The sequence below is a fragment of the Streptomyces sp. NPDC007856 genome, from assembly GCF_042868225.1.
In the GTDB taxonomy this organism is placed as follows: domain Bacteria; phylum Actinomycetota; class Actinomycetes; order Streptomycetales; family Streptomycetaceae; genus Streptomyces.
Genome location: NZ_JBIAEC010000034.1, coordinates 18,138 through 43,356, shown reverse-complemented (window position 1 = coordinate 43,356; position 25,219 = coordinate 18,138). Strand labels below are relative to the sequence as shown.

The following is a 25,219-nucleotide window of genomic DNA, read 5'->3' as shown; positions in this document are numbered from 1 at the left end:
CTCCCGGTGGGCACAGTTGTGGAGGAGCAGGACCTTTCTTCGTACGTCGCCGGGCTCGTCCTCACCAACGACGTCAGCGCCCGCGACGTCCAGCTCACCAAGACCCAGTTCTACGAAAGCAAGTCATACCCGACCTTCACGCCGACGGGTCCGTACCTGGCCCTGCTGGAGCCGGAGGACTTCGACCGTCTGATCGACCTGCGACTGCGGCTGTCGGTGAACGGTGTAACGCGTCAGGACCGCACCCTGGCCGACATGATCGTGCGGCCCGCGCAGGCCCTCACCCGGCTCGCCCGCTTCCAGACCCTCGACCCGGGCGACCTGCTGCTGACCGGTACGCCCGGCGGCACCGCCCTGAAGGCCCCGCCCAAGCCGGTCGAGAAGATCGCAGCGCTGCTGCCGCCCGCGCTGAAGTGGAAGGCGTTCGAGTCGGCGAAGACCGCTACCGCTGGGAGTTCCGATTGGCCGAGAGTGAGACCTTGGACGGCCCGAAAGAGCTGGAACAGCTGCACGAGCTGGTCGCGCCCTGGGTCGACCTGCCGTCCGCTGCCCACGGGGGCGGGGGCGACGACTTCGAGGTGATCCGGCAGGCGCGGTACACCTTTCGGGCCCGCCTCGCCAACCGGTGGCGCCGTGGGCGCGTCTTCCTGCTGGGCGACGCGGCCCACCTCACCCCGCCCTTCATCGGGCAGGGCCTGTGCGCGGGCCTGCGCGACGCCCGCAACCTCACCTGGAAACTCGCCCGCGTCCTTCATCAGGGCGCGGACGACCGACTGCTGGACACCTACCAGCAGGAGCCCAAGCCGCACGCCCGCCACGTGATCCGTGTCGTGCTGCGGCTCGGCCGAGCAGCTCAGCTCTTCGAGTCGGGCATGGAGGTCGATGAGCGCCGAGGCAGGCGGGGGATACAAGTCCTCCGCTAGGTCCAGGGGTTGGCCGCATAGCGCATCTCTGCGAGAGACCGTGAGGCGGCACTGAGTCGGCCGAAGAGAGATGCGGCGGGCGGCCGTAAGGCGGGGGCCTGCCAGATGGCCGCAGGCCGGGCAGGTGTGCTGAAGGAATCGTTGGTGCTGCGGGCAGGCGAACAGGACGGGCAGGTGCCATTGCCGCTTCCATGGGCCGCCGTACCGGTTCTGAATTTCGGTGCCGGCCCCGGCAAGGCATGTCGGGCAGTAACGGGCCTCGGGGATGGTGACCCAGGAGTCGGTGCGAAGGCGCCGATGGACAAGTCCTTGCCCCGTTTATCCTGGCTGCCATCGCCCTTGTCATCCTCTGGACGGCGACCCGCAAGTGGCGTCAGCCCAAACCGGTCACGATCCCCGAGGACCTGCAGGCCACCGCCAAGCTCGCGCGGGAGCGAACCCGTCGAGTCGTCATCGGCACTGTGGTCATCGTCGTGGCGGCCACCGCGATGGCTGCACCCTACATGCACCGGTCCGACGACTTCGGCAGCGCCGCATCCACGGGACCCACGAATCTCACCGTCTCCCCGCCGGCCACCCTCAGCAGCTACAGGCAGATGACCGGCGCGCAAGCGGACCGGCTCAACGCCCAGATGGCCGGGAAGCTGCCCAAACACTACACCGTCGACTTCTACACCACCGCAAGCAAGCCCACTCGGCCCGTGCTGGAGGTCTTCAGCGACACCAGCACCACCGACCCACAACTCGCGCAGGAACTCGCCCAGCGCTCGGCTGCCTACGAGAACACCGATCTCATGGCCGGAGCACACATCACCGACGCCAAGGATTTCAGTCCTGGCTCGGCCGGCGGAAAGATGCAGTGCGGCAAGAACAACGTCGAACTGCTCTGCGGCTGGCGCCGACTCCGGGACCATCGGCGGACTCCTGAGCAACGTGACCAGTGGCCTCAACCTCCAGCAGGTCGCTTCCCTGACTCAGGAATTCCGGGCCACCGCCGAACACTGAGAGGCAGGACAGTCATCGCGCCGAGTGAAGTTTCCGGCGCGCGGTGGAGGCAAGCACTGACAATGGGTCAGGCACCGTGCGAGACAGGGACGGCAGCATCGAAGCAGCAGAGCATCGCACAAGCCCAAGTCGCCGACTTGACGGGGAGGTTGCTTCAGTTATGGGGGTCAACGATCCTATCGTCGCGGACGAGCCCGTACGCAGCGGATCATCTCTTCCGCGTACGGCAGGACGACGCAGAGGCCGACTCCGGCGGCGATGGCGCCGAGGTAGCCGGCGGACAGCGGGCGCTCCTTGGGAAGAAGCTTCCAGTCGTCGGCGCGGCGGCCGCCCTTGAGGGCTTTGCGGACCTGGTCCCAGTGCAGGCAGGTGGTGAAGGCTGCGGCCGTCAGCGGCAAGACTTCGAGGAAGCTGTGGATGTGCTGCTCGACGGGCGTGACTTCACGCTTGTCGGTGGCCAGCGACACGTCCCACAGCGCTGTGGCCCCATGCGCGAGAGCGGCGCCGCCCATGAGCGACAGCACCAGCGGATTCACCTTGGCGGTCAGGCCCGCGACCACCGGCAGGCCTGCCTCGGTCATCATCAGGGCGTGAACCGCTGATTCGCGCACACCGCTCGTGTGCTCGATATCGGACCGGCGGTGCATCACCCAGTCGGCGACAGCCGGCACGAACCACAGGGGCATGACGCCGTACAGCAGGAACCTGCGGTTGGCGTTCTCGACGTCGTCGGCGCCCCGCGGGATGCGCAGGGTGGGACCGGAGCGCCAGCGTTGCCAGCGAGTGAACGCGGAACGGCGAGCAATACGCATGGATGCCTTTCGTCGGTGACGCGTGCGGTGCAGGCTCCCCCTCGCTCGTCTGCCCTTCGCGGGGCCGGACTGCTGGGACGAGCTCCGGTGAAGGCTCCGCCCCTCGGGGCGCCCGCGGCAGCCGAGAGTCAGCGCCCGGCTGCCTTACGCAGCTGGTCCTTGTTCATCGAGGAGCGGCCCTCGATGTTCTTCTTCTTGGCCTCTTCGTAGAGCTGGTCCCTGGTGGGACCCTGCGCACCGCCGCGGGAGCGCTCGCCACCACGCTGCGACGCGGACTTCTTGTCGCCGGTGGAGGTCTTGCTCGCCGTCTTCGACTCCCCCGACCTCGCACGCTCCTTGTTGACCGCCGCGCGGCGATTTCCTTCGCCCGCCCCGCAGAAGCACCGCGCTTCTGCGCGCCCTCCTTGATGTGCTCGTACTGACGCTCACGCTTGGAACTGGATCCTGCCGGCATGACAACTCCCACAAAGATGGACGGTCCGCTCTCCGAAAAAAACGAGTTCCCGCCCCTGTGCAACCCACACGGCAGGAAACGCACCCTCCACTGCACCTGAAGGCTGGACGGGCCGCGACAGCACAAGGCCGATCGAGCGGTGGCGGCGTCGCAGAGCCATCCGCAACCGGGTCACCGACGTGCCCCGGCTGGGCAGCAATGAGGACCGCGCGGAGGCATACCGGGAAGGTCACCTGCGCCGGGGCCGAGCGGCCTGGCCACCCGACCGAACCAGACGCAAGCGCGTTACGCGCCGACCCCGCAGACAGGAGGAGCAGGGTTCCACTGCTGAGTCCACGGGGCCGGTGCATGACTCACGTACCCTGCGGTGCGTCCGATAAGCCCGATCCCTCCCAACCGCCGCAAAGAAGCGACTTTTACACGCCAGTGGGCCCGGCCGTAGCGGCCGGGCCCACTCATTGCTCGCGCGTGGCACGGTCCTCGCGCCGGGCGCCTTTCGCCTACCAGCGATACCAGCGGCCCCTACGGCCGCCGCTGTCCGCAGACCGGACGACGAAACCGAGCAGCCACACGATGAGCACGATCACCGCGATCCACCACAGTGCCTTGAGCGCGAAGCCCGCACCGAAGAGGATCAGAGCCAGCAGAAGAACGAGAAGCAGGGGAACCATCGTTATCAACCTCCTGGCCACCGAATGCCCTTACTCCAGCCCTACAAGCATACAAAATACGAGTTACTTCCAAGGAATGAGGGGTATATGCGCGCCGCACGCCGTGGACGGTTCCCCCTAAAGCGATGTCGTGGCTTGGATTTGCCGGGACCGTTACGGGGTAGCGCATACAGCCGACACCCGAGACCGGCAACCGAGGGAACTCAGTCGCACGACCGCCATCGAAAAGGCCGAGCTCAGGCCGAACAGCGCGCCACCGGCAACGAGGAGCTGAACAGGCGCCCACACAGGCAAGACCGTGGGCGACGCGCATGAGGCCAGTGCGTCGCTGTGAACCAATCACGTTCTCGGAAGTGAGTGACGCCATTGCTCCCCGCGGGTGAGCAGTCGCCTCAAGCGGTGGCGGGGCCGTTGGTGGTTCGTTTCTCCGGTGAACCCCCACCCGCCATCCGAGTGATACCGCTGACGGTACGCCCGCACCGGCGCGTTAGGGCCGCTACCTGTCTTGATCAGCTTCATTGCCGATCGAGAGAGATGAGCGCATGCATCCGTTCCACGCGAAGCTTGCCCTGGTGACCGCGGCGGTCACCGCGCTGCTCGCCCCTGTCAGCTCCACTCCCGCGGCTGCGGCCGCAGCCGCAGTGCCCGCCACCAACGTGGCCGGTGCCCCGAGCCTGCGCCGGGATCTTCCCGAGCCGCCGCCGGCCGAGGTCGCCCGCACGCCAGCCGTCCGGATGCTCCAGGACCACACCGCTGGGGCCGGGTCCTTCGAGGTGGAAGTCGAAGACGCTCCGCAGTCCGAAGGCGTCCTTGTACCAGGCCGTCTGGGCGGCCAAATCGCATACAGGCCAGCGGCACGCTGCGCAAGGACGCCGTCTCCCGTGGCGGTCACGAGCTGCGTGAGTTTTCGGGCGTCGTCCGCAGTGCAGGGCGTCGGCGCTGTTGCCGTCTTGTGAAGACATCGGCCAGTAGGGCCGATCGGGCCCCGCCACACCGACTCCGCTCTTGCTCGCCCCGCACCAGCCTCACGCACGCCTCACGCCGGTCGGCACCGGCCATCAGGGTTGTCGATGTCCGCGCGCATGAGTACTGGCGGCCTGCCGCGCGAGCTCGACGTTGAACTGGGCACCTGCCAGGAGTGCCAGGTTGGACAGCCACAGCCAGATGAGGAAAACCACGACCCCGGCCAGGGAGCCGTACAGGCGGTGGTAGGTGCTCACATGAGAGGCATAGACGGTGAAACCGAGGGAGGTCGACAGCAGGAGCACGATCGCCAGCCCCCCACCCGGCGCCATCTTTCGCAGCGGACGCGACGGTGCGGGACCGGAACGGTAGAGCACTAGGACCAGGGCGATGGCCACCAGTGCCAGAACGGGCCAGCGCAAGGTGTCCCATGCAGCTCTGGGAAGGCTGCCCATCTCCAGCGCTCGGCCCAGGCGTCGTACCAGGCTGCTGCTCAGCAGCAGAGCGAGCGTCGTGGTCAGGAGAAGGACGATCAGCACGATGGCCGTGCCGATGATGCGTGGGGCCGTCCGCCACACCGGCCGGTGCGAGCTGACGTGGTACATGGCGTGCAGGGCCCGGCGAAAGACACTCAGATAGCTGGAGCCCGACCACAGGGCACCGACGGCGCCGAAGAAGACCAGCAGCCAGGCTGCCGAGGACTGGCCGGCCATCTGCTCCAGGGCACTGCGCAGCAAGTCGCGGGATGCGGCAGGCGCCACGCGGGTGAGCCGGTCGATCACTTCCGGTTTCGCCGTGGGCATGGTGAGCCCCAGCACCGAGAGAAGCACCAGCAGCACGGGGAACAGGGCCAGGACCGCGTAGTAGGTCAAAGCGGCGGCCCAGTCCGTTACGTCGTCGTTCCAGATCGCCACGGGTGTCCGGCGCAGCGCAGCCCACCACCGGCCGATCCGGCCACCGGTCTCGCGCATGGCGCGGATGCTCTTGCTACCCACTGTCCACGCCCCCCTCCACCAGCGGCCGACCCCGACCGCCCTCTCGTCGCATCCCGGCATCCACCACCGGACGCGGTGCGTTGATGGCCGGCGTCAGCAGAGCGGAGGCCGGATGTCCGGCTGCCCGCCGCCTGCCTTCGTCCGGATGCCGCTCGGAGGACTCGATCCTCGTCGAGGATGTCCTGGACGGCGTCCTTGGTCCCTTCTCCGGTCGGTGCGACGCCCCCTTCGATCTGGTCAGGCCCGTCCTCCGCTTCAAGACGCTCGTTGCCGACTGCCTTCCGACCCTCTCTTTCGTCTTGCCCTTGATCTTGTCGCCCGTGTCGGCGGCCCTGCCCGACATCCTTATGGGCCCGTCCTTACAGATCCGTGATTGACGCGCGCACAGCCCGTTTACCCGCCCTGCATGGAGTGATGTGCCGCACCCACCCGGGGCTGAGCGGTTGGCCGTGCCGCCGACAAAAATGGCAAGGGGAGACACGGCCACGGGTGCTACGCAGACGCCCCTGGCGGCAAGACGATACGACCATGACCGAAGACATCGGTATGTATCCGCCCCCGGGCATCGGCTCCAAGCGACACCAGTTGTTCTGGTACGAGATTCTTGGGTGCGCGCGGCGCGGCCACTGCCTGGAGGGCACGAACGCGGCCCAGGTGCGTCCCGAGGACGGAGTCCTGGTCAAGGACTTCGGGGACGGACTTCGCTGGCACCGGTGTCTGCGCTGTGATGCCTGGCTGCCGGTACTGCCGACAGATCACCCGGACCGGGAGTTTCCACCAGGGCGCGCCGAGGTGGAGATTCCGCTGCGTGGCAGGCCTCTGCGTGACCGTTACGTGCTGCGGCTGATCGCGCTCGACCGTGTCGTTCATTTTCTGGTACTCGGCGTGCTGTCGATCGCCGTACTGGGCTTCGCACACGAACGCGGACGGCTCAGCGGGGCCTTCTACCGGACGATGGACGTGCTGCAAAACGGCGTCGGCGGGCCCACCGGAAGGTCCGGGCGAGGACTGCTGGGCGAGCTCGACAAGGCTTTCACCGCTCGGTCATCGACCTTGTGGGCAGTCGGGCTCGTCCTCGGCGCCTACGCGGTACTCGAAGGCATCGAGGCGATCGGGCTGTGGCTGACCAAGCGCTGGGCGGAGTACCTGACATTCGTGGCGACGACGGTACTGCTCGTTCCCGAGATCTATGAGCTGGCCGAAGGACGCATCACGCCGGCCAAGATTCTCACCCTGGCCATCAATGTGGCGATCAGCGTCTATCTCCTCATCGCCAAACGCCTGTTCGGCCTGCGTGGTGGTGGAAAAGCCGAAGCGGCGGAAAAGGCCCGCGACACCAGTTGGGAAGCCCTGGAGCGGGTTCTGCCGGGACCGTCGCGGTGACCGCACGTGGACCGTCGCGGTGACCGCACGTGGACCGTCGCGGTGACCGCACGCCACTTCCTGGCCCGACCGGGTACGCTCCGCGGGTGGAGGCTGGCTGAGCGTCCCCCGAGAACCGCCGTAGGAACCGCTGACCGGAGTCGTGTCACGGAGGGAAATTGCGGCTTGACCGGGATCCGCCCTGTTGTCTCGGCCTGTCCGGCATCCGGTCTTCTTAGCAGCTCGCCCGTGATGTTCTGGGCCATGGCGACCCGGTTCCGCGGCTGCCGACGGATCGGGAAGGCCAGGTGCACAAGCACCTCGACTGCCTCGGATCGGGTGCCGAGGTCTTGCCCGAGCCACGGCACCACCTGGCCGAACGCGCCTGCACCCTGAGGCGGTGGAGACCACCGAAGGTCGGCTGAAGCCGGCTGAAGAGATGCTCGTCCGATACGTGAGGGGGCGCCTGCGGAAGTAGTGGTGCCGGCTGTCCGCAGCCGCGCTGACGGCTCAGCGGACGTGCACCGTCACCGGGTCAGACATGCGCCAGCGCACTGGGTGGTGATCACTCGGGTTAGTCAGGCCGTACATCACCGCGCGGAACTCCACCGGGCCGCGCCTCGCGTCCTTCACGTGCGCGGCGGCCCGCGCCTCCGTGCCGCTGGCGACTACGGCACCGCAGGCCACCTGGCGCCACGCGTCCCCGCCGCCCCGCTGTTGCAGGCACATCCGCAAGTAGCGGACGGCATCGTCGTCCCCGTGCGCCGTGACCGTGAAGGTCTCGCCGACATGCGCGGTGTGCGGCGCCGTGACATCCACATCACCCTTGGCGTACGCAGGCACCGCGACCAGAGCCAACGAGGCCGCCCCCAGCGCACCGGCCACGGCCAGGGGGCCGCCACGCGCCTTCATCCCGGTCCTTGTCGTCCTGGTCATGGGCTTCCCTCCCGTGGATCTCCACCCAAGGCGCCCGGTGCGCCTCGCTGATCAGCAAGATGAGCCGGCCGACCGCCCGGTTGCTTCGCCGTCACGCGTGTTTGCGCAGCTTGGCGCCGGACGATCCGGAGAGCCCGGCGGTCTAGGCGGCATCCTCGTCCTTCTTCCAGGTGGGCAGGAAGTCCGGGCGGTTCGGCCACAGGCGTGTCCCGCGCGTCAGTTCCTGCCACACACCCTCCTGGACCGCACCTTGATCCGGGACCAGAGCCACCTCCTACATGTGCTCCGCGAGTTCGAGACCTTCCACAACTGGCATCGGCCGCAGCGCACCATGAATCAAGCCGCACCGCTGCGACCGCTACCCAAACCGATCAGCGTGCCGGCACAGATCGGGTACCTGGAGGTCCGCCGACGAGACCGACTCAGCGCAACCCATCATGAGTACCGACGTGTCGCTTGACCCGGCCGGATGTTTCATCGGCACCCGCAGTGGTGCCTCGGCCCGACGCTTTTGCGAAGGAGTGAACGCCGGAGGGCGCGCGTGCGTCGGGAGGGGCGTGGCGGGCCGCGTCGTGGATGACACCCCGTCGCGACGGGAGAAACGAGCCCTCGCACGCGTCTTGGGTGGTGCACGCTCGCGACGGCGGAGTGCAAGGAGCCTTTGCTGAGGTCCGCACCTCCATCACGGTTTCAGCCCTGCTCCTGGCGGGTCCGGTGAGGGCGGGTCCGCCTCCTCCGCCTCAGGTGCCTGCGCGTGAAGGCCAGTTGGGGCTACCGCCGGGTCCGTCAGGGATCCCGGCACCCGTAGGCCCGGGGACCGTGACGCCGACGGCGCCCGGCTGTGAACTTCGCACTCAGAAAGTCCTGTTGGCCTCGTTGACATGCGGCAAGCACAAGCGTTTCACTCAACAACCGTGCATGGCAACGTTGTCAGACCGTCGGAGGGACCGGCACCGTTGCCTCTCGCTGGCATGCCCCTTGTTCGGCACGTCAGCACCTCATGTGCGAAGCGCGAACCGCTGCGGAGGCAACCAATGGTCCGACCCCGACGTTCAGTTGCGCCACGTGACCGAAAGAGATTCCGTCAACGCTTGGCCGTGGTGTCCGTCCTGGGCATTGCCGTACTCCCGCTCCCGGCGATCGGGGGCGCCTATGCCGCGAGCGCCGCGACGACGGCCTTCGTGAAGGACCCCGCGTCCCTCGTCAACCCCCTCATCGGCACCTCCGGTGCGGTGGATACCTTCCCCGGCCCGGACATGCCCGCCGGCATGGTGCAGTGGGGTCCCGACACGACGCCCGACCGCCCTGCGGGCGGGGGCTACGAGTACAACGACAACAAGATCTCCGGCTTCAGCCTCACCCACCTCTCGGGACCCGGCTGTGGCGTGGCGGGCGACCTGCCCATCCTGCCAGTGACGGGCACCCTGTCGGGCGACCTGGGCAACGCGTCAGTCGGCTTCAGCCACGACGACGAGCAAGCGGGCGTCGGGTCCTACAAGGTGACCGACGCAAACGGAGTCAAGACCCAGCTGACCGACACCACCCGCGCGGGGCTGGGTACCTTCACCTTCCCCGCGGGCCGGCAGGCGAACCTGCTGTTCAAGCTCAGCGGAGGCGCCACGCAGGTGGACGGGACCCGCGTCCAGGTGGTGAACAAGAAGGAGATCAGCGGCGCGATCGACAGTGGTCACTTCTGCGGCGCGAGCAACAGGTACACCCTGCACTTCGACATCAAGTTCGACCAGCCGTTCACCGCGAGTGGCACCTGGGTCGGCAACACCATCAACCCTGGCGCGACGTCGCTGAAGGCGGGCAGGTCCCAGCAGACCCTGCAGGCGCACCCGTCGAAAGCGCTCAAGGAGAAGCACTTCACCGTTCCGGCGGCGCCGCCCCCGACCGTGCACGGGAGCGGCAGCACCTCCTCCGGCACGCCGTCCCCGGCACCGAGCGCCGGTGCTGCACCCCAGGCGTCCGCCACGGGCAAGGCCGTCGGGCCCCCCACGACGGGTGCGAACGGCATGTACCTGACCTTCGACACCTCCTCGAATCCGACGGTGAGCGCGAAGGTGGGCATCTCGTACACGAATGACGCAGGTGCGGCGGACAACGTCGCCACCGAGATCAGGAATTGGAACTTCGACGCCGTCGAGCAGGCGAACCATGATGCCTGGAACGCGGTGCTGAACAAGATCCACGTCGGCGGCGGGTCCTCGGATCAACAAGTGCAGTTCTACACGGCGCTCTACCACGCGCTGCTGCACCCGAACGTCTTCTCGGACGACAACGGCCAGTACATGGGCATGGACGACCAGGTCCACAAGCTGACCCGGGGGCAGCAGGCGCAGTACGCCAACTACTCGGGCTGGGACACCTACCGCTCCCAGACCCAGCTGATGGCGATGGTCGAGCCCAAGGTCGCCGGCGACGTCGTCACCTCGATGCTCAACGGCTACGACCAGACGGGCCTGCTGCCCAAGTGGGCCTCGAACAACGGTGAGAGCTACGTGATGGTCGGTGACCCGGCCGCCGGCATCATCGCCGACGCGTACGCCTTCGGCGCGACGGGCTTCGACACGGGCAAGGCGCTCGCCGCACTGCAGCACGAGGCCACCGTCGCGAACAACGACCGCCCGGGCGAGTCGGTGCGGGACGCGAAGGGCTACCTCCCGCTGGACGAGAACGACTACGGCTGCTGCAATTTCTACGGCCCGGTCTCCACGCAGTTGGAGTACGACTCCGCCGACTACGCCGTCGCTGCCTTCGCGAAGTCGCTGGGCGAGATGGCCGTCTACACGAAGTTCGCCTCCCGTGCCCAGGACTGGATGAACGTCTTCAACCCGCAGACCGGCTACATGCAGGGCAAGAACAAGGACGGCCAGTTCGCGGGCGGTTTCACCCCCGGCACCTCCAACGGCTTCGTGGAGGGCACGTCGGCCCAGTACACGCCGATGGTCCCGTTCAACCTGCAGCAGCTCATCCAGGCGCGCGGCGGTAACAAGGCGTACTCGTCCTTCCTGGACAGCCTGCTCGACAACATCACGAACCCCGGCGACACCAACGCCAACCTGAGCAACGAGCCCAGCGTGGAGATCCCCTGGGAGTACGACTACACGGGCCAGCCGTGGAAGACCCAGGCGGCCGTCCGCGCGGCCCAGCAGGACCTGTACTTCAACGCTCCGGTCGGCTCGTTCGGCAACGACGACCTCGGCGCGATGAGCTCCTGGTACGTCTGGTCCGAGCTCGGCATGTACCCGGAGACGCCGGGTACGGACACCTTGGCACTCGGCAGCCCGGCGTTCCCGGTGGCCAAGGTGACCTTCACAAGCGGCAAGACGGTGCAGATCAACGCACCGCAGGCGGCACCCGACGCGCCGTACGTGCAGTCACTCGGTGTCCAGGGCAAGGAGTGGAAGACCTCCTGGTTGACGTACCAGCAGCTCCAGGGCGCGGGCACGATCGACTTCACGCTCGGCACCCAGCCCAACACCTCCTGGGCGTCCGACCCGTCGGCGGTGCCGCCGTCGGACACTACGGGCGGCGGCCGAGTGCTGGCGGCGACCGGTCCCTCCAGCGACGGCCTGGTGCTCCAGCCGGGCACGTCCGGTGACGGGACACTCGACCTGACCAACCTCGGCAGCAAGGCCGTCACGGTCGACTGGAAGGCGACGGCGCCCTCCGGCGTCACGCTGGACACGGCATCGGGCTCGTTGCAGGTGCCCGCCTCGGGCAGCGCCGAGGCGCAGGTTCACGTGACGGCGGGCGCGAACGAGGGCACGTTCCCGGTCACCTTCGCACTGACCGACCACAGCACCGGTACCGCACTGAGCGGGGCGACCCTCCGCGTGGCCGTCGCCAAGGCCGGCGCGCTGTGGCCGTACGACACCAACGAAGGCATCTACCCCGACGGCACGAAATTCTCCGGCGGCTTTGACGACGACGGCTGGGCGTTCTCGCAGAACGCGCTCTCGGCGACGGGCGTCACGAGTGGCTCCACCGTCACCGTCGACGGCATCTCCTACACTTGGCCGACGGTGACGTCCGGTCAGCTGGACAACCTGGAGATGGCCGGCCAGACCGTCCACATGCCGGTTGGTACGTCGGGTGCGTCGCTGGGGCTGCTGGGCACGGCGACCAACGCGCCGACCGACGGCAGCGGGGTCTCCGGCACGGTGACCGTCACCTATACCGACGGGACCACCTCCCAGGCGACAGTCGGCTTCTCGGACTGGACGCTCAACGGCGGGTCGAGCAAACCGCTCGCGGGTGACACGACGGCCGTGACGACGGCCTACCGCAACACCGGGAGCGGGGGCCGGGACAACGTGAAGACCTACGTCTTCGCCACGAGGGTGCCGCTCGACGCCTCCAAACAGGTGGCGTCGATCACCCTGCCGGTGACGGGCTCGACGGGCACCGACCACCTGTTCGCCTACGGCTTCGGCCAGTGAGGCGCGGCAGTCGCTGACGACGACGGGCCGGTTCCCGGGCGTGAGCCCGGGAACCGGCCCCACGAACGTGAAGCGCGGCGGGACGCTCTCCCTGGTCCTCCTGGTACGCGGTGCGCAGGTCTCGCGGCATGCCGCGTGCGGTGCCCGCACGGACGCAGGTGTCGCACGCGGCCGAAGGCCGAGCGTCAAGCGGAGGGCGCCGAGGTCTGGGCGTACTCGAACCAGTCGAAGGCGACCGCGCCCTCGGTGGCATACATGCCGATAACGCGGCCGGTGAAGCCGCAGGCGACCTCGGTGGACAGGTAGCGCCCGTCCAGTTCGACGAGTGGCTGGGCGTCCGGGACGTCGGGATCGCCGAGCCAGAAGGCGACGGTGTCGGGGCCGGTGGTCCCGCCATCGGTGAGTTCGGGCGACGCGGGCACAAGGTCGCGCGTCCGGATCGCGACGGTGAGGGTCAGCGGCCCGGACGGGACCGGTCGGCTGACCACGGTCTGGCGCAGCGGCCCGATCCGGGCGACGACGCTGGCCTCTCCGTTCCCGACCTCCAGTTCGTAGTGGTGAGCTTCGTCCAGACGCACGCAGAGGCCGCCGCGTCCTGTACCCGGGTCGATCGCTGCGGTGACGCGGCAGTCGTGGTGTTGCTGGCGGCGGCCGACGAAGGTGTACCCGGGGCGGTCGAGGGTGGTGCCGGTGGCGTAGAGGGCCAGCCAGCCAGGGCGCTCGGTGAGCGACCAGGAGCCCTCCGGGCGGGTGAACGGCGAGACCCACTGCGGAGCGAGAGCGGACTCGTCGAAGTCGTCGCGGGCGGGCAGGGCCGGAACGGGGTGCCAGGCACCGCCCGGGGCCGCGTGGCTCTCGAGAACGGGCGCGACGACGGGCCAGCCGTCCTCGTCCCACTCCACCGGGGTCAGGAACGTCTCGCGGCCGAGCACGTGCACGTCGGGCGTGAAGCCGCGGGGCCGGACGCCGAGCAGCACCATCCACCAACTGCCGTCGGGAGCCTCCACCAGGTCGGCATGGCCGGTGTTCTGGATGGAGCGGGCGCTACCGCTGTGGGACAGCAGGGGGTTGGCGGGTGCGCCTTCCCAGGGGCCGCGCGGCGAGCGGCCGCGGGCGATGGACACGCTGTGGCCGCGTTCGGTGCCGCCTTCCGCGATCAGCAGGTACCACCAGTCGCCGATGCGGTAGAGGTGCGGCGCCTCGGGATACTTCAGGCCGCTGCCCGACCACGTGGCAAAGGGCCCCTCCAGAACCTCTCCCGTGACCGGGTCGATCCTGGCCATGTTGATGCCGCCTTCGGGCCCGGAGAACGCGCACCAGCAGGTGCCGTCGTCCTCCCACGCCAGATCGGGGTCGATCCCGTGCAGGTCGATCCACACCGGGTCGCTCCACGGACCCTCGGGCCGCTCGGCCGAGACGACGAAGTTGCCGCCGCCGTCGATATTGGTATTGATGACCCAGTAACGGCCGTCGTGGTGACGGATCGTGGGGGCGTAGAGGCCGCCGGACGCCTTGGCGCCGGGGAGAGGCAGCGGCAGTTGTTCGGACCGGTCGAGCACGTTGCCGATCTGCTCCCAGTGCACGAGGTCCTTGCTGTGGAAGATCGGCAGCCCGGGGAAGTATTCGAAGCTGGAGCACACCAGGTAGTAGTCGTCACCGACCCGGCACACGCTCGGATCGGGGTGGAACCCGCTGATCACAGGGTTGTCGTACGTACGCACGGAATGTGTTCCTTTCGGGCAGCCGGGTGCCGTGGAGCGAGTCCAAGGGCTGCCGTAACTGCTGGTTACGGGTCAGATGATCATGTCGTGGCTGGTTGAATCACGGCGTTGAACCGCTCCTGGACAGCCCTGTTCACCGGGTTGAGTCCGCGTCAGTTCGGAAAGCTGATCACCGCGTGCGGCAGGAGGGGGCGGACCCGGTGCGCAGCGACTCACTCGTCGCCCGTCCGGCAGTTCGGCGTAGGAGTCGTGGCGCCAGGTCGGGGACCAGGGCGGCGACGGCGAGTGCGGTGCCGCCGCCCTGGCTCTGTCCGATCACGGCGACCCGGTCGGGGGCGACGCGGTCCAGCCGGCGGACGGCGTCCACGGCCCGGACCGCCTCGGTGAGCAGTCGGCGGTAGTAGTACGTGCGCGGCGAGCTGATGCCTCGGGTCATCACGCCGGAGACCTCCGGCCCGGTCGGGCCGGAGTCGGGGGTCGCGCCCCGGCTCCAGCCCGAGCCCGGCCCGCGCGTGTCCACCTGGAGGTGGGCGTACTCGGCGGACGCCCAGAGCAGGTTCTCCAGCACATGCCCCCGTCCGCCGCCATGACCGACGTACTGCACGACGGCCGGAAGCGGGCCGGTCGCCGTTCCCAGCAGGCGCAGCCACGCCTTGACCGGCTCCCCGCCGAAGCCCGGGAAGGTGACGTCGAAGGTGTCCACGGTGCTCGGTGCGGTGCTGACCGGCGTCAGCCGGACCTCGCCGCCGTACGAGCGGGCCTTCTCGGGCAGGTCGGTGTACACGCGCGGCTCTCGTTGCGTCAGCGGCACTCGACGGTGACGACGGGGTGCAGCCTGCGGGTGTGGTCGACCTCCCGGACCTGGCCGGTCAGGCGCAGCGGGACCGTGATGCGGTGGTCGGTGCTGCTGGCGGAGATCCGCAGTTCCAGCTCGCCGGGTTCGACGATGCGACGGCCCGCGCGGCCAGTGAAGGAGGCCAGGTCCGCGGGAAGTTCCAGGAGGACCCGGCAGACTTCCCCGGTTTCGAGCGGGAGGCGCCGGTAGCCGACGAGGCGATGCATCGGCTGGACCACGGAGGCCACCGGGTCGTGCAGGTAGAACTGCACCACCTCGCAGCCGGAGCGTTCGCCGGTGTTGCGGACCTCAAAGGCGATCCGGAAGCTGCCGTCGGTGCCGGTCTCCGCGACGCTGACGTCGAGCGCGGACCACTCGAATTCCGTGTAGCCGAGCCCGTGCCCGAACCCGTAGGCCGCGCTGGTACTGGTGCTGGACACGTCGCTGTCCTGGGCCAGCCGGGCGGCCAGGTAGGTCGAGGGCTGAACACCCTTGTGCCGCGGCACACTCACGGGCAACCGTCCGGAGGGGTTCACCCGCCCGCTCAGCACGCCGGCGATCGCCTCGGTGCCCGCCTCCCCAGGAAAGAAGGACTGCACGATCGCCGCCGCCTCCGTGTCGGCGCGCCCCAGTGCGTAAGGGCGGCCCGCCAGCATGACGAGCACCACGGGCGTGCCGGCATCCAGCAGGGCGTCGAGCAACTGCTGCTGCACGCCGGGCAGTTGCATCGATTCGGCGTCACATCCCTCACCGCTGGTGCCGCGACCGAACAGGCCGGCGCGGTCCCCGAGAGCGAGCACCACGACGTCGGCGACGCGGGCCGCCGCGACCGCCTCGGCGAAGCCGGCCGTGCTGTCGCCGTCGACCGTCGCACCGGGCGCGAAGAAGATCTCGGCGTCGGGGAACTCGGCCGCCAAGGTCTCGCGCAGCGTGGGCAGCGCGATGCCGGTCGGGACCTCAGGGTGTTGTGAGCCGACGTGCACCGGGAAGGAGTAGCAGCCCAGCACGGCAGTCGGCGTGTCGGCGTTGGGGCCGATCAGCGCGATCCGGCGGGGGCGGCCGAGCGGCAGCGTGCCGTCATTGCGCAGCAGGACGACGGCCTGCTCCGCCAACTCGCGCGCCAGCCGCCGGTTGGCCGGGGGGTCCAGGTCAACGCTGCCGCGCAGCGCCTCGGGAACGGCCAGTTCCGCTCCGCAGAGCGCCTGCGGAACCGGGTTCCAGTCAGGGTCGAGCAGGCCGAGCTGTGCCTTCTGGACGAGGATCCGGCGCAGGGCGCGATCGATCAGCTCCTCAGGGACGGTGCCGGCCTCGACCGCGTCGAGCAGCGGCTGTCCGAATGTCTTGACGGTCGGCAGCTCGACGTCGACGCCGCTGGCGAGGGCAAGCCCGGCGGCCTCGGCCCAGCTTCCGGCGACGCCGTGCAGGAGCTTGAGGAAGGCGATGCCGAAGTAGTCCGCCACCACGGTCCCGTCGAAGCCCCAGGTGTCCCGGAGCAGACCGGTGAGCAGTTCCTGGTCGGCGGCCGAGGGGATGCCGTCGGTGTCCGTGTAGGCGTGCATGACCGAGCGCGGTCGGCCCTCGCGCAGCGCCATCTCGAACGGGGGAAGGATGACGTCGGCGCGCTCGCGGGCGCCCATGGAGACCGGTGCGAGGTTGCGGCCGGCCCGCGAGGCGGAGTAGCCGGCGAAGTGCTTGAGCGTGGCGACGATCCCGGCGGACTCCAGGCCCTGCACGTAGGCGGTGGCGATGGTGCCGACCAGGTACGGGTCCTCGCCGATGGTCTCCTCTACGCGGCCCCAGCGGGCGTCGCGCACCACGTCGAGCACGGGGGCGAGGCCTTGGTGGACGCCGACGGCGCGCATGTCGGTCCCGATGGCGGTGGCCATGGAGCGCACCAGCTCGGGGTTGAAGGTCGCTCCCCAGGACAGCGGGACCGGGTAGGCGGTCGCCCCCCAGGCCGCGAACCCGGCCAGGCACTCCTCGTGAGCGATCGCGGGTATGCCGAAGCGGTTGGCGGCAACGATGCGCTGCTGGGAGCGCGCCAGCGAGAGCGCACCGACGGCGGCGTCCACGGGAACGGTGCCGAAGGGCCGAGTCAGCTGGCCCAGACCGTGCGGCAGCAGCTCGTCCAGGTCCGGCGGCTCCTCCATCTCGTGCTGGTGCGGGGCGACCTCGCCGCCCTCGTCGGAGGCGCCCACCCAGACGCCGACCAGCTGCGCTGTCTTCTCCCGCAGGGTCATCGCCGCGATCAAGGCGTTGGCCCTGACCGCGGGGTCGAGCGAGACGTCCCGCCACACAGGGGTGGCGAGCTCGGCGGGGTTCATGTTGCCGGTCACTTTCCTCCGACCCCCATGAGCCCCTGGACCAGGGCGCGGCGGGCGAACAGGTAGACGATGAAGATGGGGAACATGGACAGCACCACGGCGCTGAGCAGTCCGGGGACGTCGGCGCCGTGTTCGGTCTGGAAGTTGTACAGACCGAGGGTGATCACCTTGGTCGAGTCCGACTGGGTGAGGATCAGCGGGAAGAGGAAGCCGTTCCAGGCCTGCAGGGCCGAGAAGACGACGATGGAGGAGAGCCCGCCCTTCGACAGCGGCAGGACCAGTTGCCTGAAGACCCGCCATGGGGAGGCTCCGTCCATCGCCATGGCCTCGTACAGCTCGGGGGTGATGTCGCGCATCGACCCGGTCAGCACCAGGGTGCACACCGGCAGCGAGAACGCGGCGGTGGGCAGGATGACGCCGATCAGGTGGTCATAGAGCCCGGCCTGGCTGATCACGTAGAACATCGGCACGATCACCGCCTGCGCGGGGATCGCGAGTCCCAGCAGGAAAACCCGGAACACGACGGTGATGGCCCGGCCCTGGGCGCGCACGATGGCGTAGGCGAGCGGCGGCACCACCCCCAGCACGATGCCGACGACGCTGGCGGTGACGATCAGGGTGTTGAGGAAGTCCTGGCCGAAGCCGTTGGAGAACGCGTTGAAGTAGTTGCTCAGGGTCAGCTGCGACGGAAAGCTCAGCGGGCCCTGGGTGGAGTAGTTGGAGGTGGTGCGCAGGGTCGCAATCAGCAGCACGTAAAGCGGCAAGCCGATCAGAGCGAGCCATATCAGGGAGCCCAGCCCGGCAAGGTAGTTGGGGCGCTGCCGCATCAGATCCCCTCCGCCGTGCTGCGCATCTTGTCGTAGCCGGAGAGCCGGACCACGGCCAGGGAGATGAGGGTGGCGACCACGACCAGGACCAGCGCGATGGCCGAACCGGCGCCGAAGTCGTATTCCTTGAAGCCCTGCTCGTACATGTAGTAGGCGCTGACCGTGGTGTCCGTGCCGGGGCCGCCCTGGGTGAGGATCAGCACCGTGTCGAAGGTGGTCAGCCCGCCGACGACCATGAGGATCATCGAGGTGATCGCAGTGTTGCGCAGTTGCGGCAGGGTGATGTGGAAGAACTGCCGCACGGTGCCGGCCCCGTCGATCGCCGCGGCCTGGTAGAGCACCTGCGGAACCGCGCGGGCGCCGCCCTGGTAGAGCAGCGCGTGCAGGGGGGTGAACTGCCACATTCCGACGAAGGTCAGCACCGCGATCGAACCGGCCTGGCTGCCGAGCAGGTTGCCGTTGCCGAACAGCCAGGGAAGCTGGCCCGGCATGCCGAAGTTGGGGTCGAGCAGGGCGCGCCACAGCACCGAGACGGCGGTCGCCGAGAGCAGCAGGGGGACGAAGAAGATCGCGGACAGCACGGCCCGGTTGCGCTGAGGGCCGGCCGCCCAGACACCCAGCAGGATGCTGACGGGCGTCTGCGTCACGACCCCGAGCACGGTGAGCACGAGGGTGAGCCAGACGCTCTGGGTCATCACCGGGTCGTGGATCAGCTTGGTCCAGTTCGCCAGGCCGTTGAAGTGCGGCGAGGTGATGCCGTCCCAGCTGGTGAAGGACAGCACCGCGACCAGCACCAGCGGGAGGATCGCGAACAACAAGAAGAAGAAGGTCGCGGGTACCGCCCAGACGAAGCCCGGGCGGGTCACCCCGACGCCGGCCCGGCGCGCCTTGAGGCGGCGGCCGGACACGGCTGCGAGAGAAAGTGAGCTCATCGGTCCTACTCAGGAGTTGGACAGCGACTGCATCGCCTGGATGAAGCCGTTGGCGTCGGTCTTGCCGTCGAAGAACTTCTGAATGGCCGTGTGGAGCGGCGTGGCCGCCGCCGGCGGGTAGGCCTGGTCCCACGACAGCTGGAACGACGGCGCCGCCTTGACCAGGTTGAACTGGAACTGCGAGTAGTCCGGGCTGGCCGAGGTGGACAGGAACTTGGCCGTGTTGGTGGTGGTCGGCAGGTTGCCGATGCCGAGCTGGGCCTTCACGAACTCGTCGGAGTACATGAGCTTGAGGAAGGCCGCCACGGCGTCGGGGTGCCGGGTCTTCTTCAGGACGGAGTAGAAGTTGTTGGTGTTGCCGACGACGTTGTTCGGGTCGCCCTTGCCGCCGCTGACGGTCGGGAAGGCGCTGTAGCCGAGGTCGTTCTTGGCGAAGTCGGGATTGTTTGACTGCTGGGTGGAGTACTCCCAGGAGCCCATCAGCTCGAAGGCGGCCTTGCCCTTGGCCAGCAGCGCCGGGGAGCCGCCGTCGGTGAACTTCACCGAGTCGAAGTTGCTGCCGAATGCGCCGGCGTCGACCAGCTGCTTCAGCATGCCCAGAGCCTTCTGGCTGTCCGGGCCCGCCCACGCGCTCTTGTCACCGGCGAGCGCCTTCTGGAACAGGCCCGGTCCGGCGACCCGGTCGAAGACGTACTCGAACCACATGAGGGTGGGCCACTGGTCGCCGCCGCCGAGCGCGATCGGGGTCAGGCCCTTGGCCTTGAGCACCTTGACGGCGTTGATCAGGTCGTCCCAGGTCTGCGGGACGCTCAGGCCGGCGCTCGCCAGGACCTTCTTGTTGTTGAAGAGCAGCACGGGCTGCGTGCCGCGCATCGGGACACCGTAGGACTTGCCGTCGACCACCGCGGTGTTGAACACCGAGGGGAGGAAGTTGGCCTTGAGCCCCGGGTCCTTGGCGATCATGTCGTCCAGGGGGAGCAGGAGGTTCTTCTTGGCGAAGGGCGCGATGCTGCCGCCGCCCCAGTTGAAGAAGATGTCCGGGGCCTGCGGGGTGTTGATGATCGTGTTGAGCTTTTGCTGGTAGTCGGCACCCGGAATGGTGTCCAGCACCGCCTTGACCTTCGAGGTCTTGTTGAACGTGTCGACGATTTGCTTCTCGACCTTGTTCGCGGCGTCCCCGTAGACGAGGACGTGGATCGTCCCGGAGTCGGAGCCGCCGCTGGACCCGCACGCGGCGGTCAGACCGAGCACCAGCGCGGTCGTTGCCGCTACTGCGGCGAATCTGTTCCGGGTCGCACGGTTGCGAACGGTCATGCGAAGAGAACCCATTGGATTGCCACTCCGTCGATACTTTCGAAGAGATTGCCGAATGATGCGGGAAACCTAGGCGTAACATCGATCTCCGTCAAGGGTTTGGAAGATCTCGATTCGGCCGTACCGGCTCGGGGCCCTGACCAGCTAATATCCGTCTCGTACAGCCGCAACGACTACGTACTTCGCACACCAGGGCAGCACAGGAGGGGCTCGTGACCAGAGCGGCGACACTCGCCGAAATCGCGCGCGAGGCGGGGGTGTCCACGCCGACTGTTTCGAAAGTCGTCAACGGCCGCGCGGACGTCGCCCCCGCCACCCGGGAGCGGGTGGAGGAGCTGCTGCATCAGTACGGCTACCAGCGGCGACGCAGCAACAGCACCCCGTCCAGCCCATTGCTGGAGCTGGTGTTCCACGAGCTCGAGAGCGCCTGGGCGATGGAGGTCATCCGCGGGGTCGAGAACGTCGTCCGCGAAGAGGGGATGAGCGTCGTCCTGTCGGAATCCTCGGGCCGGCTCAGCCTCGGGCAGTCCTGGATGGACGGGGTGCTCGCCCGCCGCCCCACCGGCGTGGTCCTGGTGCTGTCGGGGCTCGACGAGGCCCAGCAGGCGCAGCTGACCAGTCGTGATATCCCGTTCGTGGTGATGGACCCGGCCGGGGACCCCGGTCAGGACATGCCGGCGGTCGGTACAACCAACTGGAACGGCGGCCTCGCCGCGACCCGCCACCTGCTCGACCTGGGCCACCGGCGCATCGGCATGATCGCCGGACCACGGCGGATGATGTGCAGCCGCGCCCGGATTGACGGCTATCGGGCCGCGCTGGAGACGGGCGGCGTCGCCTTCGATCCCGCACTGATCCGCGAGGGCAACTTCCACCACGAAACCGGCTACTGGGCGGGCCTGGAGCTGCTACGCCTCAAGGACCGGCCCACCGCGATCTTCACCGGCAACGACCTGCAGGCGCTCGGCGTCTACGAGGCCGCGCGGGAGTTGGGCCTACGCATCCCGGAGGATCTCAGCGTCGTCGGCTTCGACGACCTGCCCATCGCCCGCTGGGTCGGCCCACCTCTGACCACCGTCCGCCAGCCGCTGACCGAGATGGCCGAGGTCGCCGCGCGCATGGTGATCGAGCTCGCCCGCGGCAACCCACCGTCCGCGCTGCGCGTTGACCTGGCCACCAGCCTGGTCGAGCGCAGCAGCACAGCCCAGCCCCCGACCGCCGGCCGCCACTGAGTCGTCGGCACCTTCGAAATTTCGACAGCACGTGACGCATCGCTCCGGTCGCGCACCGCGGGCTCTGGAGCCATTCCCGCCGTCCTGCCCCACTGTCGGCTGCCAGCCAGGTGTGCCCCGCGAACATCGCTTGCTTCGGGCGCGTCCCACTTCCCGCAACGGCATGCCCTGGGACGACTCGAGCCCCAACGGAACCCAGGTGAGCGGTGTTAAGAGGGCTTCTCGAAACCGAGTGGGGGGCTGGGTTTGTGCTGGTCAGCGATTCAGCGCACATTCGGTGCGCGCCGGGGGCGCGGTAAATCCCGTGGCGTGCGCTGGAGGTACTTGTGTCTGCCCTGACGTGGATTGATGTGGTCCGCTTGCCGGTCTTCGCCGTGTAGGTGCCTTCCTGCAGCCACGAGGAGGCGGTGTGCAGGGCGTCGGAGGCGTCACGACGCATGGCGGCTGACCCGTGGTCGTGGGCGTGGGCGTAAAACTTCGCCATGGCCGTGTCCATGGCACGCACGTTGACGGCGCCGATCCGGCCCGGCGGGGCCCCATCCCGTGGGGAGAGGACGGGAATGAGCGACAGGGCCGCGCCTGCGCTGTCGGCCATGAACCCGCGGCGGTTCACCTGCTCCTCCTCTGCGTTCGCCGTGCCTGCCGGTACGCCGGGGCGGGCCGGGGTGCTGAGCTTGAAGCCCAGCTCCTGCATGGTGCGTCCAGTCAGCCGGGTGAGGATCCGCCGGCAGACCGACCTGGGGAGCTGAACGTCGCCGTCTTCCCACGCCGCCACGAGGCGCGCGGTGCAGGCGACTGGCTCACCCATCTCCTCGCCTGTCTCCACGATGAGCTTCGCGAACTCCTGGCGGGACCTCTGCAGTTCGTCCACGCGCACGGCGCGCAAACGGGCGTTGGGGTTTGGGGCGGTCGGCCTCGAGTCTCGCCCGCCATTGCCGGTGACGGGCTGCAGCGTCTTCATTTGTGGTCGCGCAGGAAGGTAGGGATCTCGTCGCGGGTCGGGTGGTTCGGCAGGGGGGCTGGCTTGTCCTGAAGGAAAGCAGTGATGACGGCGGCGGCTCGGTCGTTGTTGTCGTCCAGGCCGTTCCACATGTGATGTCCGACTCCGGGCATGTACTGCGTGCGCTGGATGGCGGGGTCATTGGCAAGGACGGTGGTCGCCCATTGACGGACCTGGGAGGAGCACTCGGCGATCATCAGCATCGCGGGGGTCCGGGACTGCCTCAGTTGCGAGGCGATGGAGGGTGAGTCCTTGACCGTCTGCTGGATGCGGAGGCTGGCGGCGGGACTGAAGGAGAAGTTCTGTGCGGTGTCCTCGGCGGGGATGCGGTGCGCGTCGCGTGCGCAGTAGGCGGATGCGGTGTCACTGCCGAGGTCTGCGGCGGTGAAGGCGTTGTCGCCTTCGGCCTGTCCGATCAGTCCGGTGTCGGGGGTGAGCAGTCCGAGTCGCATGAGGCCGAATGCCACGGCGTACCGGGGGACGTGCGTCGATCGCGGTCCGGTCGGGGCCGGCGCGAGGCCGCGTGCGGATTTTCGGCCCTTGTGCCCGGTGATGTGTGCGGTGGGGCCGTCCATGGGGCCGGGCTCGGCGATGATCGCCCGGTGCAGGCGTGCGGCGACGCGCGGGTCGGCCAGGGCTCGGGTGAGCACGGCCCCGCCTGAGGAGAATCCGAGGATGTCGACCTTGCCTTTGTTCAGGCGGTCAATGAAGGCGGCGAGGTCGCTGACCGACCTGGAGATCGTGTACTGACCCATGGGGAGCAGGTCGCTTCGTCCGCCGCCGGCCTGTTCGTAGGTGTAGACGTCGTAGCCCTGGCGGGCCAGGAGTTGCAGGAACCGGTGGTCGAGCACCGAGATGCCACGGACCGGTCCGCCGTTGAGGTACACGAGCGGGATGGGATGCCGGGGGCTGGGGTGCGCGGGCGGGTACTGGTACACCGCGACCCGGCTGCCCGTGGTCAGACTCCAGTGCTGCGTGGTCACGAAGGGTAGGGCGGGCGGGTACCGCCGGGCCGTCGGCACGGCCGGGATGCAGACCGACGCCGTCAATGCTGCCGCGACAGCCACCGGCAGGAACGGCGCGAGCCGCGCCGGCCAAGTGCGGCGCCGGCCCCGCCACGCCGCGAGGACGGCCCCGACTCCAAGGGTCGGCAACCATGCGGCGAGTCCCGAGCCTGCCCCGTCTGTGAGGGCGATCAGTGCGAGAAAGACGACGACCAGCATCGCGACGGCGGCCAGGGCCAGCAGTAAGCGTCCGGTGAAGCGGACAAGACGTATGGCGGATGTGGGCACAGCGGACCTCCGACAGTTTCAGAACACCGTTTCAAAACGACGTTATCAAACAGAGGTAGGCTGCCGGCCGTGGGTAGGCCGAGAACAAACGACGAGGCCGTCAAAGAGCGGCTTGTGGAGTGCGCGACCGAGATGCTTGCCACCCGTCCGCGGGAGTCGCTCACGGTCCGCGCCGTGGCCGCTGCTGCCGAGGCGTCGACGACGGCGGTGTATTCCTTGTTCGGCGGTAAGGACGGGCTGATCGGTGCGGTGCGCGACAGAGCCGTTGCTGGCCTGTTCCAGGACCTGTCGGCGGCGCAGACCTCCGCGGACCCTCTCGCCGACCTCTACGCGCTGGCCGTCGCTTACCGTCGGTGGGGGCGCGGACACAGCCACCTGTACACGGTGCTGTTCGGTGGTGTGCAGTCCTTCGACCCGTCGGGGGAGGTCGGTGCCAGTGACCCGATCCTTCCGCTCCTCGCGGCGATCGATCGCGCTTTGGCGGCGTCCGTCCTCGTCGGCGATGCAACGTCGATCGCCCTGTCGATCTGGGCCACCCTGCACGGACTGGTGACTCTCGAACTGGCCGGGGCCCTCGACGCCGCCACGGCCGAGGCCGCATTCCGCTCGACGATTCACGCCACGCTGCGCGGATGGACGACCCCATCGGTGTTCTGCAGCCTTCGCCAAGCCGAACTCGCTCATTGACAGGATCAGGGCCCGTTGTCCGGGCCCTCCCGGTCCCTGCCGGGGGCGGGATGCATCGTCGGTGAAGACCGGCATGCCAAGGTCCACCAGCTGCGGCCGGCCATCGGTCGGAGCCCGTTTGAGGCTGTTGAGCTTGGCCATCGCAGCGTCGAGGCTGACCTGGAGTCCCTCGACCTCGCCGAGCCAGCCGTTGGCGCGGGCCTCGGTGATGCGCTCGCGGAGGTTCTGGACGATCTCGATGAGGCGTGGCCTCTGGCGGGGATCCATCTGGAGAACGGGGCAGCGGATGCAGGCTTCTCTGAACTAGCGCCGGCGGGTGCGGATCACGTCTCGTCGGAGACGATTGCGGCGTTCAGCACGCGCAGAGCGTCATCGTATTGATGACGGTCGAACTGGAACGGACCGAATGCCGTGTACTCGCGGGTCTTGCGATGGGGTTGCTCGAAAGAGTCCCAGATCACGCGGACCGCCGTCGCCCCGGTGCCG

The 25,219-nt window shown here is 68.6% G+C and carries 18 protein-coding genes and 4 pseudogenes; 7 read left to right on the top strand and 15 right to left on the bottom strand.

Annotation, left to right across the window (positions count from 1 at the left end):
• Together ACFYOH_RS41425 and ACFYOH_RS41420 are read left to right on the top strand one after the other, a co-directional pair.
• A partial coding sequence (locus ACFYOH_RS41425; protein WP_388636607.1) for a fumarylacetoacetate hydrolase family protein occupies positions 1–582 on the top strand: 582 nt, incomplete at its 5' end.
• Positions 579–923 (top strand): FAD-dependent monooxygenase, encoded by a 345-nt coding sequence (locus ACFYOH_RS41420; RefSeq protein WP_388636605.1) that lies wholly within the window; start codon positions 579–581, stop codon positions 921–923. The genes ACFYOH_RS41425 and ACFYOH_RS41420, both read left to right, overlap by 4 nt.
• A 144-nt stretch (positions 924–1,067) precedes the next feature.
• Here ACFYOH_RS41420 and ACFYOH_RS41415 read toward each other — a convergent pair.
• The 5 genes and pseudogenes from ACFYOH_RS41415 to ACFYOH_RS41395 form a co-directional block, all read right to left on the bottom strand.
• Positions 1,068–1,211: pseudogene (locus ACFYOH_RS41415) on the bottom strand (TniQ family protein); the annotation flags it as partial.
• An 893-nt stretch (positions 1,212–2,104) separates the two neighbouring features.
• Positions 2,105–2,740: a diguanylate cyclase gene (locus ACFYOH_RS41410; RefSeq protein WP_388636603.1), complete on the bottom strand. Its 636-nt coding sequence runs from the start codon at positions 2,738–2,740 to the stop codon at positions 2,105–2,107.
• A gap of 128 nt (positions 2,741–2,868) precedes the next feature.
• Positions 2,869–3,194: pseudogene (locus ACFYOH_RS41405) on the bottom strand (plasmid stabilization protein).
• Positions 3,195–3,694: 500 nt separating this feature from the next.
• Positions 3,695–3,865, bottom strand: coding sequence for a hypothetical protein (locus ACFYOH_RS41400; protein WP_055705189.1), 171 nt, complete (start codon positions 3,863–3,865; stop codon positions 3,695–3,697).
• A gap of 1,058 nt (positions 3,866–4,923) precedes the next feature.
• Positions 4,924–5,799, bottom strand: a complete 876-nt coding sequence (locus ACFYOH_RS41395; RefSeq protein WP_388636601.1) for a YihY/virulence factor BrkB family protein — start codon at positions 5,797–5,799, stop codon at positions 4,924–4,926.
• A 552-nt stretch (positions 5,800–6,351) separates the two neighbouring features.
• Here ACFYOH_RS41395 and ACFYOH_RS41390 point away from each other — a divergent pair.
• Complete coding sequence (locus ACFYOH_RS41390) at positions 6,352–7,206, top strand: DUF2127 domain-containing protein (RefSeq protein WP_388636599.1); 855 nt, start codon at positions 6,352–6,354, stop codon at positions 7,204–7,206.
• A gap of 489 nt (positions 7,207–7,695) precedes the next feature.
• On the opposite strand, the gene ACFYOH_RS41385 is transcribed toward ACFYOH_RS41390, so the two are convergent.
• Positions 7,696–8,121, bottom strand: coding sequence for a hypothetical protein (locus ACFYOH_RS41385; RefSeq protein WP_388636597.1), 426 nt, complete (start codon positions 8,119–8,121; stop codon positions 7,696–7,698).
• Between the two features lie 142 nt (positions 8,122–8,263).
• Complete coding sequence (locus ACFYOH_RS41380; protein ID WP_388636595.1) at positions 8,264–8,392, bottom strand: hypothetical protein; 129 nt, start codon at positions 8,390–8,392, stop codon at positions 8,264–8,266.
• Between the two features lie 826 nt (positions 8,393–9,218).
• Here ACFYOH_RS41380 and ACFYOH_RS41375 point away from each other — a divergent pair.
• Complete coding sequence (locus tag ACFYOH_RS41375) at positions 9,219–12,569, top strand: lectin (RefSeq protein ID WP_388636615.1); 3,351 nt, start codon at positions 9,219–9,221, stop codon at positions 12,567–12,569.
• Between the two features lie 185 nt (positions 12,570–12,754).
• On the opposite strand, the gene ACFYOH_RS41370 is transcribed toward ACFYOH_RS41375, so the two are convergent.
• Complete coding sequence (locus ACFYOH_RS41370) at positions 12,755–14,290, bottom strand: glycoside hydrolase family 43 protein (protein WP_388636593.1); 1,536 nt, start codon at positions 14,288–14,290, stop codon at positions 12,755–12,757.
• A 99-nt stretch (positions 14,291–14,389) separates the two neighbouring features.
• Between ACFYOH_RS41370 and ACFYOH_RS41365 the strand changes: the two are divergent.
• Positions 14,390–14,496, top strand: a pseudogene (locus ACFYOH_RS41365) (IS5/IS1182 family transposase); the annotation flags it as partial.
• A gap of 62 nt (positions 14,497–14,558) precedes the next feature.
• Here the strand turns inward: ACFYOH_RS41365 and ACFYOH_RS41360 are convergent.
• The 5 genes and pseudogenes from ACFYOH_RS41360 to ACFYOH_RS41340 form a co-directional block, all read right to left on the bottom strand.
• A pseudogene (locus tag ACFYOH_RS41360) lies at positions 14,559–15,074 on the bottom strand (acetylxylan esterase); the annotation flags it as partial.
• Positions 15,075–15,091: 17 nt separating this feature from the next.
• Entirely contained in the window at positions 15,092–17,461 is a 2,370-nt protein-coding gene (locus ACFYOH_RS41355) for a beta-glucosidase (protein ID WP_388636591.1), read from the bottom strand.
• Positions 17,458–18,276, bottom strand: coding sequence for a carbohydrate ABC transporter permease (locus tag ACFYOH_RS41350; protein ID WP_388636589.1), 819 nt, complete (start codon positions 18,274–18,276; stop codon positions 17,458–17,460). The genes ACFYOH_RS41355 and ACFYOH_RS41350 overlap by 4 nt, the downstream gene beginning before the upstream one ends.
• Positions 18,276–19,208, bottom strand: a complete 933-nt coding sequence (locus ACFYOH_RS41345) for a carbohydrate ABC transporter permease (protein WP_388636587.1) — start codon at positions 19,206–19,208, stop codon at positions 18,276–18,278. The genes ACFYOH_RS41350 and ACFYOH_RS41345 overlap by 1 nt, the downstream gene beginning before the upstream one ends.
• 9 nt (positions 19,209–19,217) lie before the next feature.
• Entirely contained in the window at positions 19,218–20,522 is a 1,305-nt protein-coding gene (locus ACFYOH_RS41340) for an ABC transporter substrate-binding protein (RefSeq protein WP_388636585.1), read from the bottom strand.
• Positions 20,523–20,734: 212 nt separating this feature from the next.
• Here ACFYOH_RS41340 and ACFYOH_RS41335 point away from each other — a divergent pair, with 212 nt between their 5' ends.
• Entirely contained in the window at positions 20,735–21,754 is a 1,020-nt protein-coding gene (locus ACFYOH_RS41335) for a LacI family DNA-binding transcriptional regulator (protein ID WP_388636583.1), read from the top strand.
• Positions 21,755–22,711: 957 nt separating this feature from the next.
• Here ACFYOH_RS41335 and ACFYOH_RS41330 read toward each other — a convergent pair.
• Positions 22,712–24,046, bottom strand: a complete 1,335-nt coding sequence (locus ACFYOH_RS41330) for an alpha/beta hydrolase (RefSeq protein WP_388636581.1) — start codon at positions 24,044–24,046, stop codon at positions 22,712–22,714.
• A 69-nt stretch (positions 24,047–24,115) separates the two neighbouring features.
• Between ACFYOH_RS41330 and ACFYOH_RS41325 the strand changes: the two genes are divergently transcribed.
• The gene (locus ACFYOH_RS41325) at positions 24,116–24,733 is read left to right on the top strand and encodes a TetR/AcrR family transcriptional regulator (protein ID WP_388636579.1); all 618 of its coding nucleotides are present in this window, start codon (positions 24,116–24,118) and stop codon (positions 24,731–24,733) included.
• 323 nt (positions 24,734–25,056) lie between these two features.
• Here ACFYOH_RS41325 and ACFYOH_RS41320 read toward each other — a convergent pair whose 3' ends face one another.
• Positions 25,057–25,194 carry a hypothetical protein gene (locus tag ACFYOH_RS41320; RefSeq protein WP_388636577.1) on the bottom strand — a complete coding sequence of 46 codons (138 nt, stop codon included), beginning with the start codon at positions 25,192–25,194 and terminating at the stop codon, positions 25,057–25,059.
• Positions 25,195–25,219: the final 25 nt, after the last annotated feature.

Excerpts from the sequence above, each read along its gene's own strand:
- ACFYOH_RS41395 (WP_388636601.1), bottom strand. The coding sequence starts at position 5,799 with ATGCGCGAGACCGGTGGCCGGATCGGCCGGTGGTGGGCTGCGCTGCGC.
- ACFYOH_RS41390 (WP_388636599.1), top strand. The coding sequence starts at position 6,352 with ATGACCGAAGACATCGGTATGTATCCGCCCCCGGGCATCGGCTCCAAG.
- ACFYOH_RS41400 (WP_055705189.1), bottom strand. The coding sequence starts at position 3,865 with ATGGTTCCCCTGCTTCTCGTTCTTCTGCTGGCTCTGATCCTCTTCGGT.
- ACFYOH_RS41345 (WP_388636587.1), bottom strand. The coding sequence starts at position 19,208 with ATGAGCTCACTTTCTCTCGCAGCCGTGTCCGGCCGCCGCCTCAAGGCG.
- ACFYOH_RS41410 (WP_388636603.1), bottom strand. The coding sequence starts at position 2,740 with ATGCGTATTGCTCGCCGTTCCGCGTTCACTCGCTGGCAACGCTGGCGC.
- ACFYOH_RS41350 (WP_388636589.1), bottom strand. The coding sequence starts at position 18,276 with ATGCGGCAGCGCCCCAACTACCTTGCCGGGCTGGGCTCCCTGATATGG.
- ACFYOH_RS41385 (WP_388636597.1), bottom strand. The coding sequence starts at position 8,121 with ATGACCAGGACGACAAGGACCGGGATGAAGGCGCGTGGCGGCCCCCTG.
- ACFYOH_RS41340 (WP_388636585.1), bottom strand. The coding sequence starts at position 20,522 with ATGACCGTTCGCAACCGTGCGACCCGGAACAGATTCGCCGCAGTAGCG.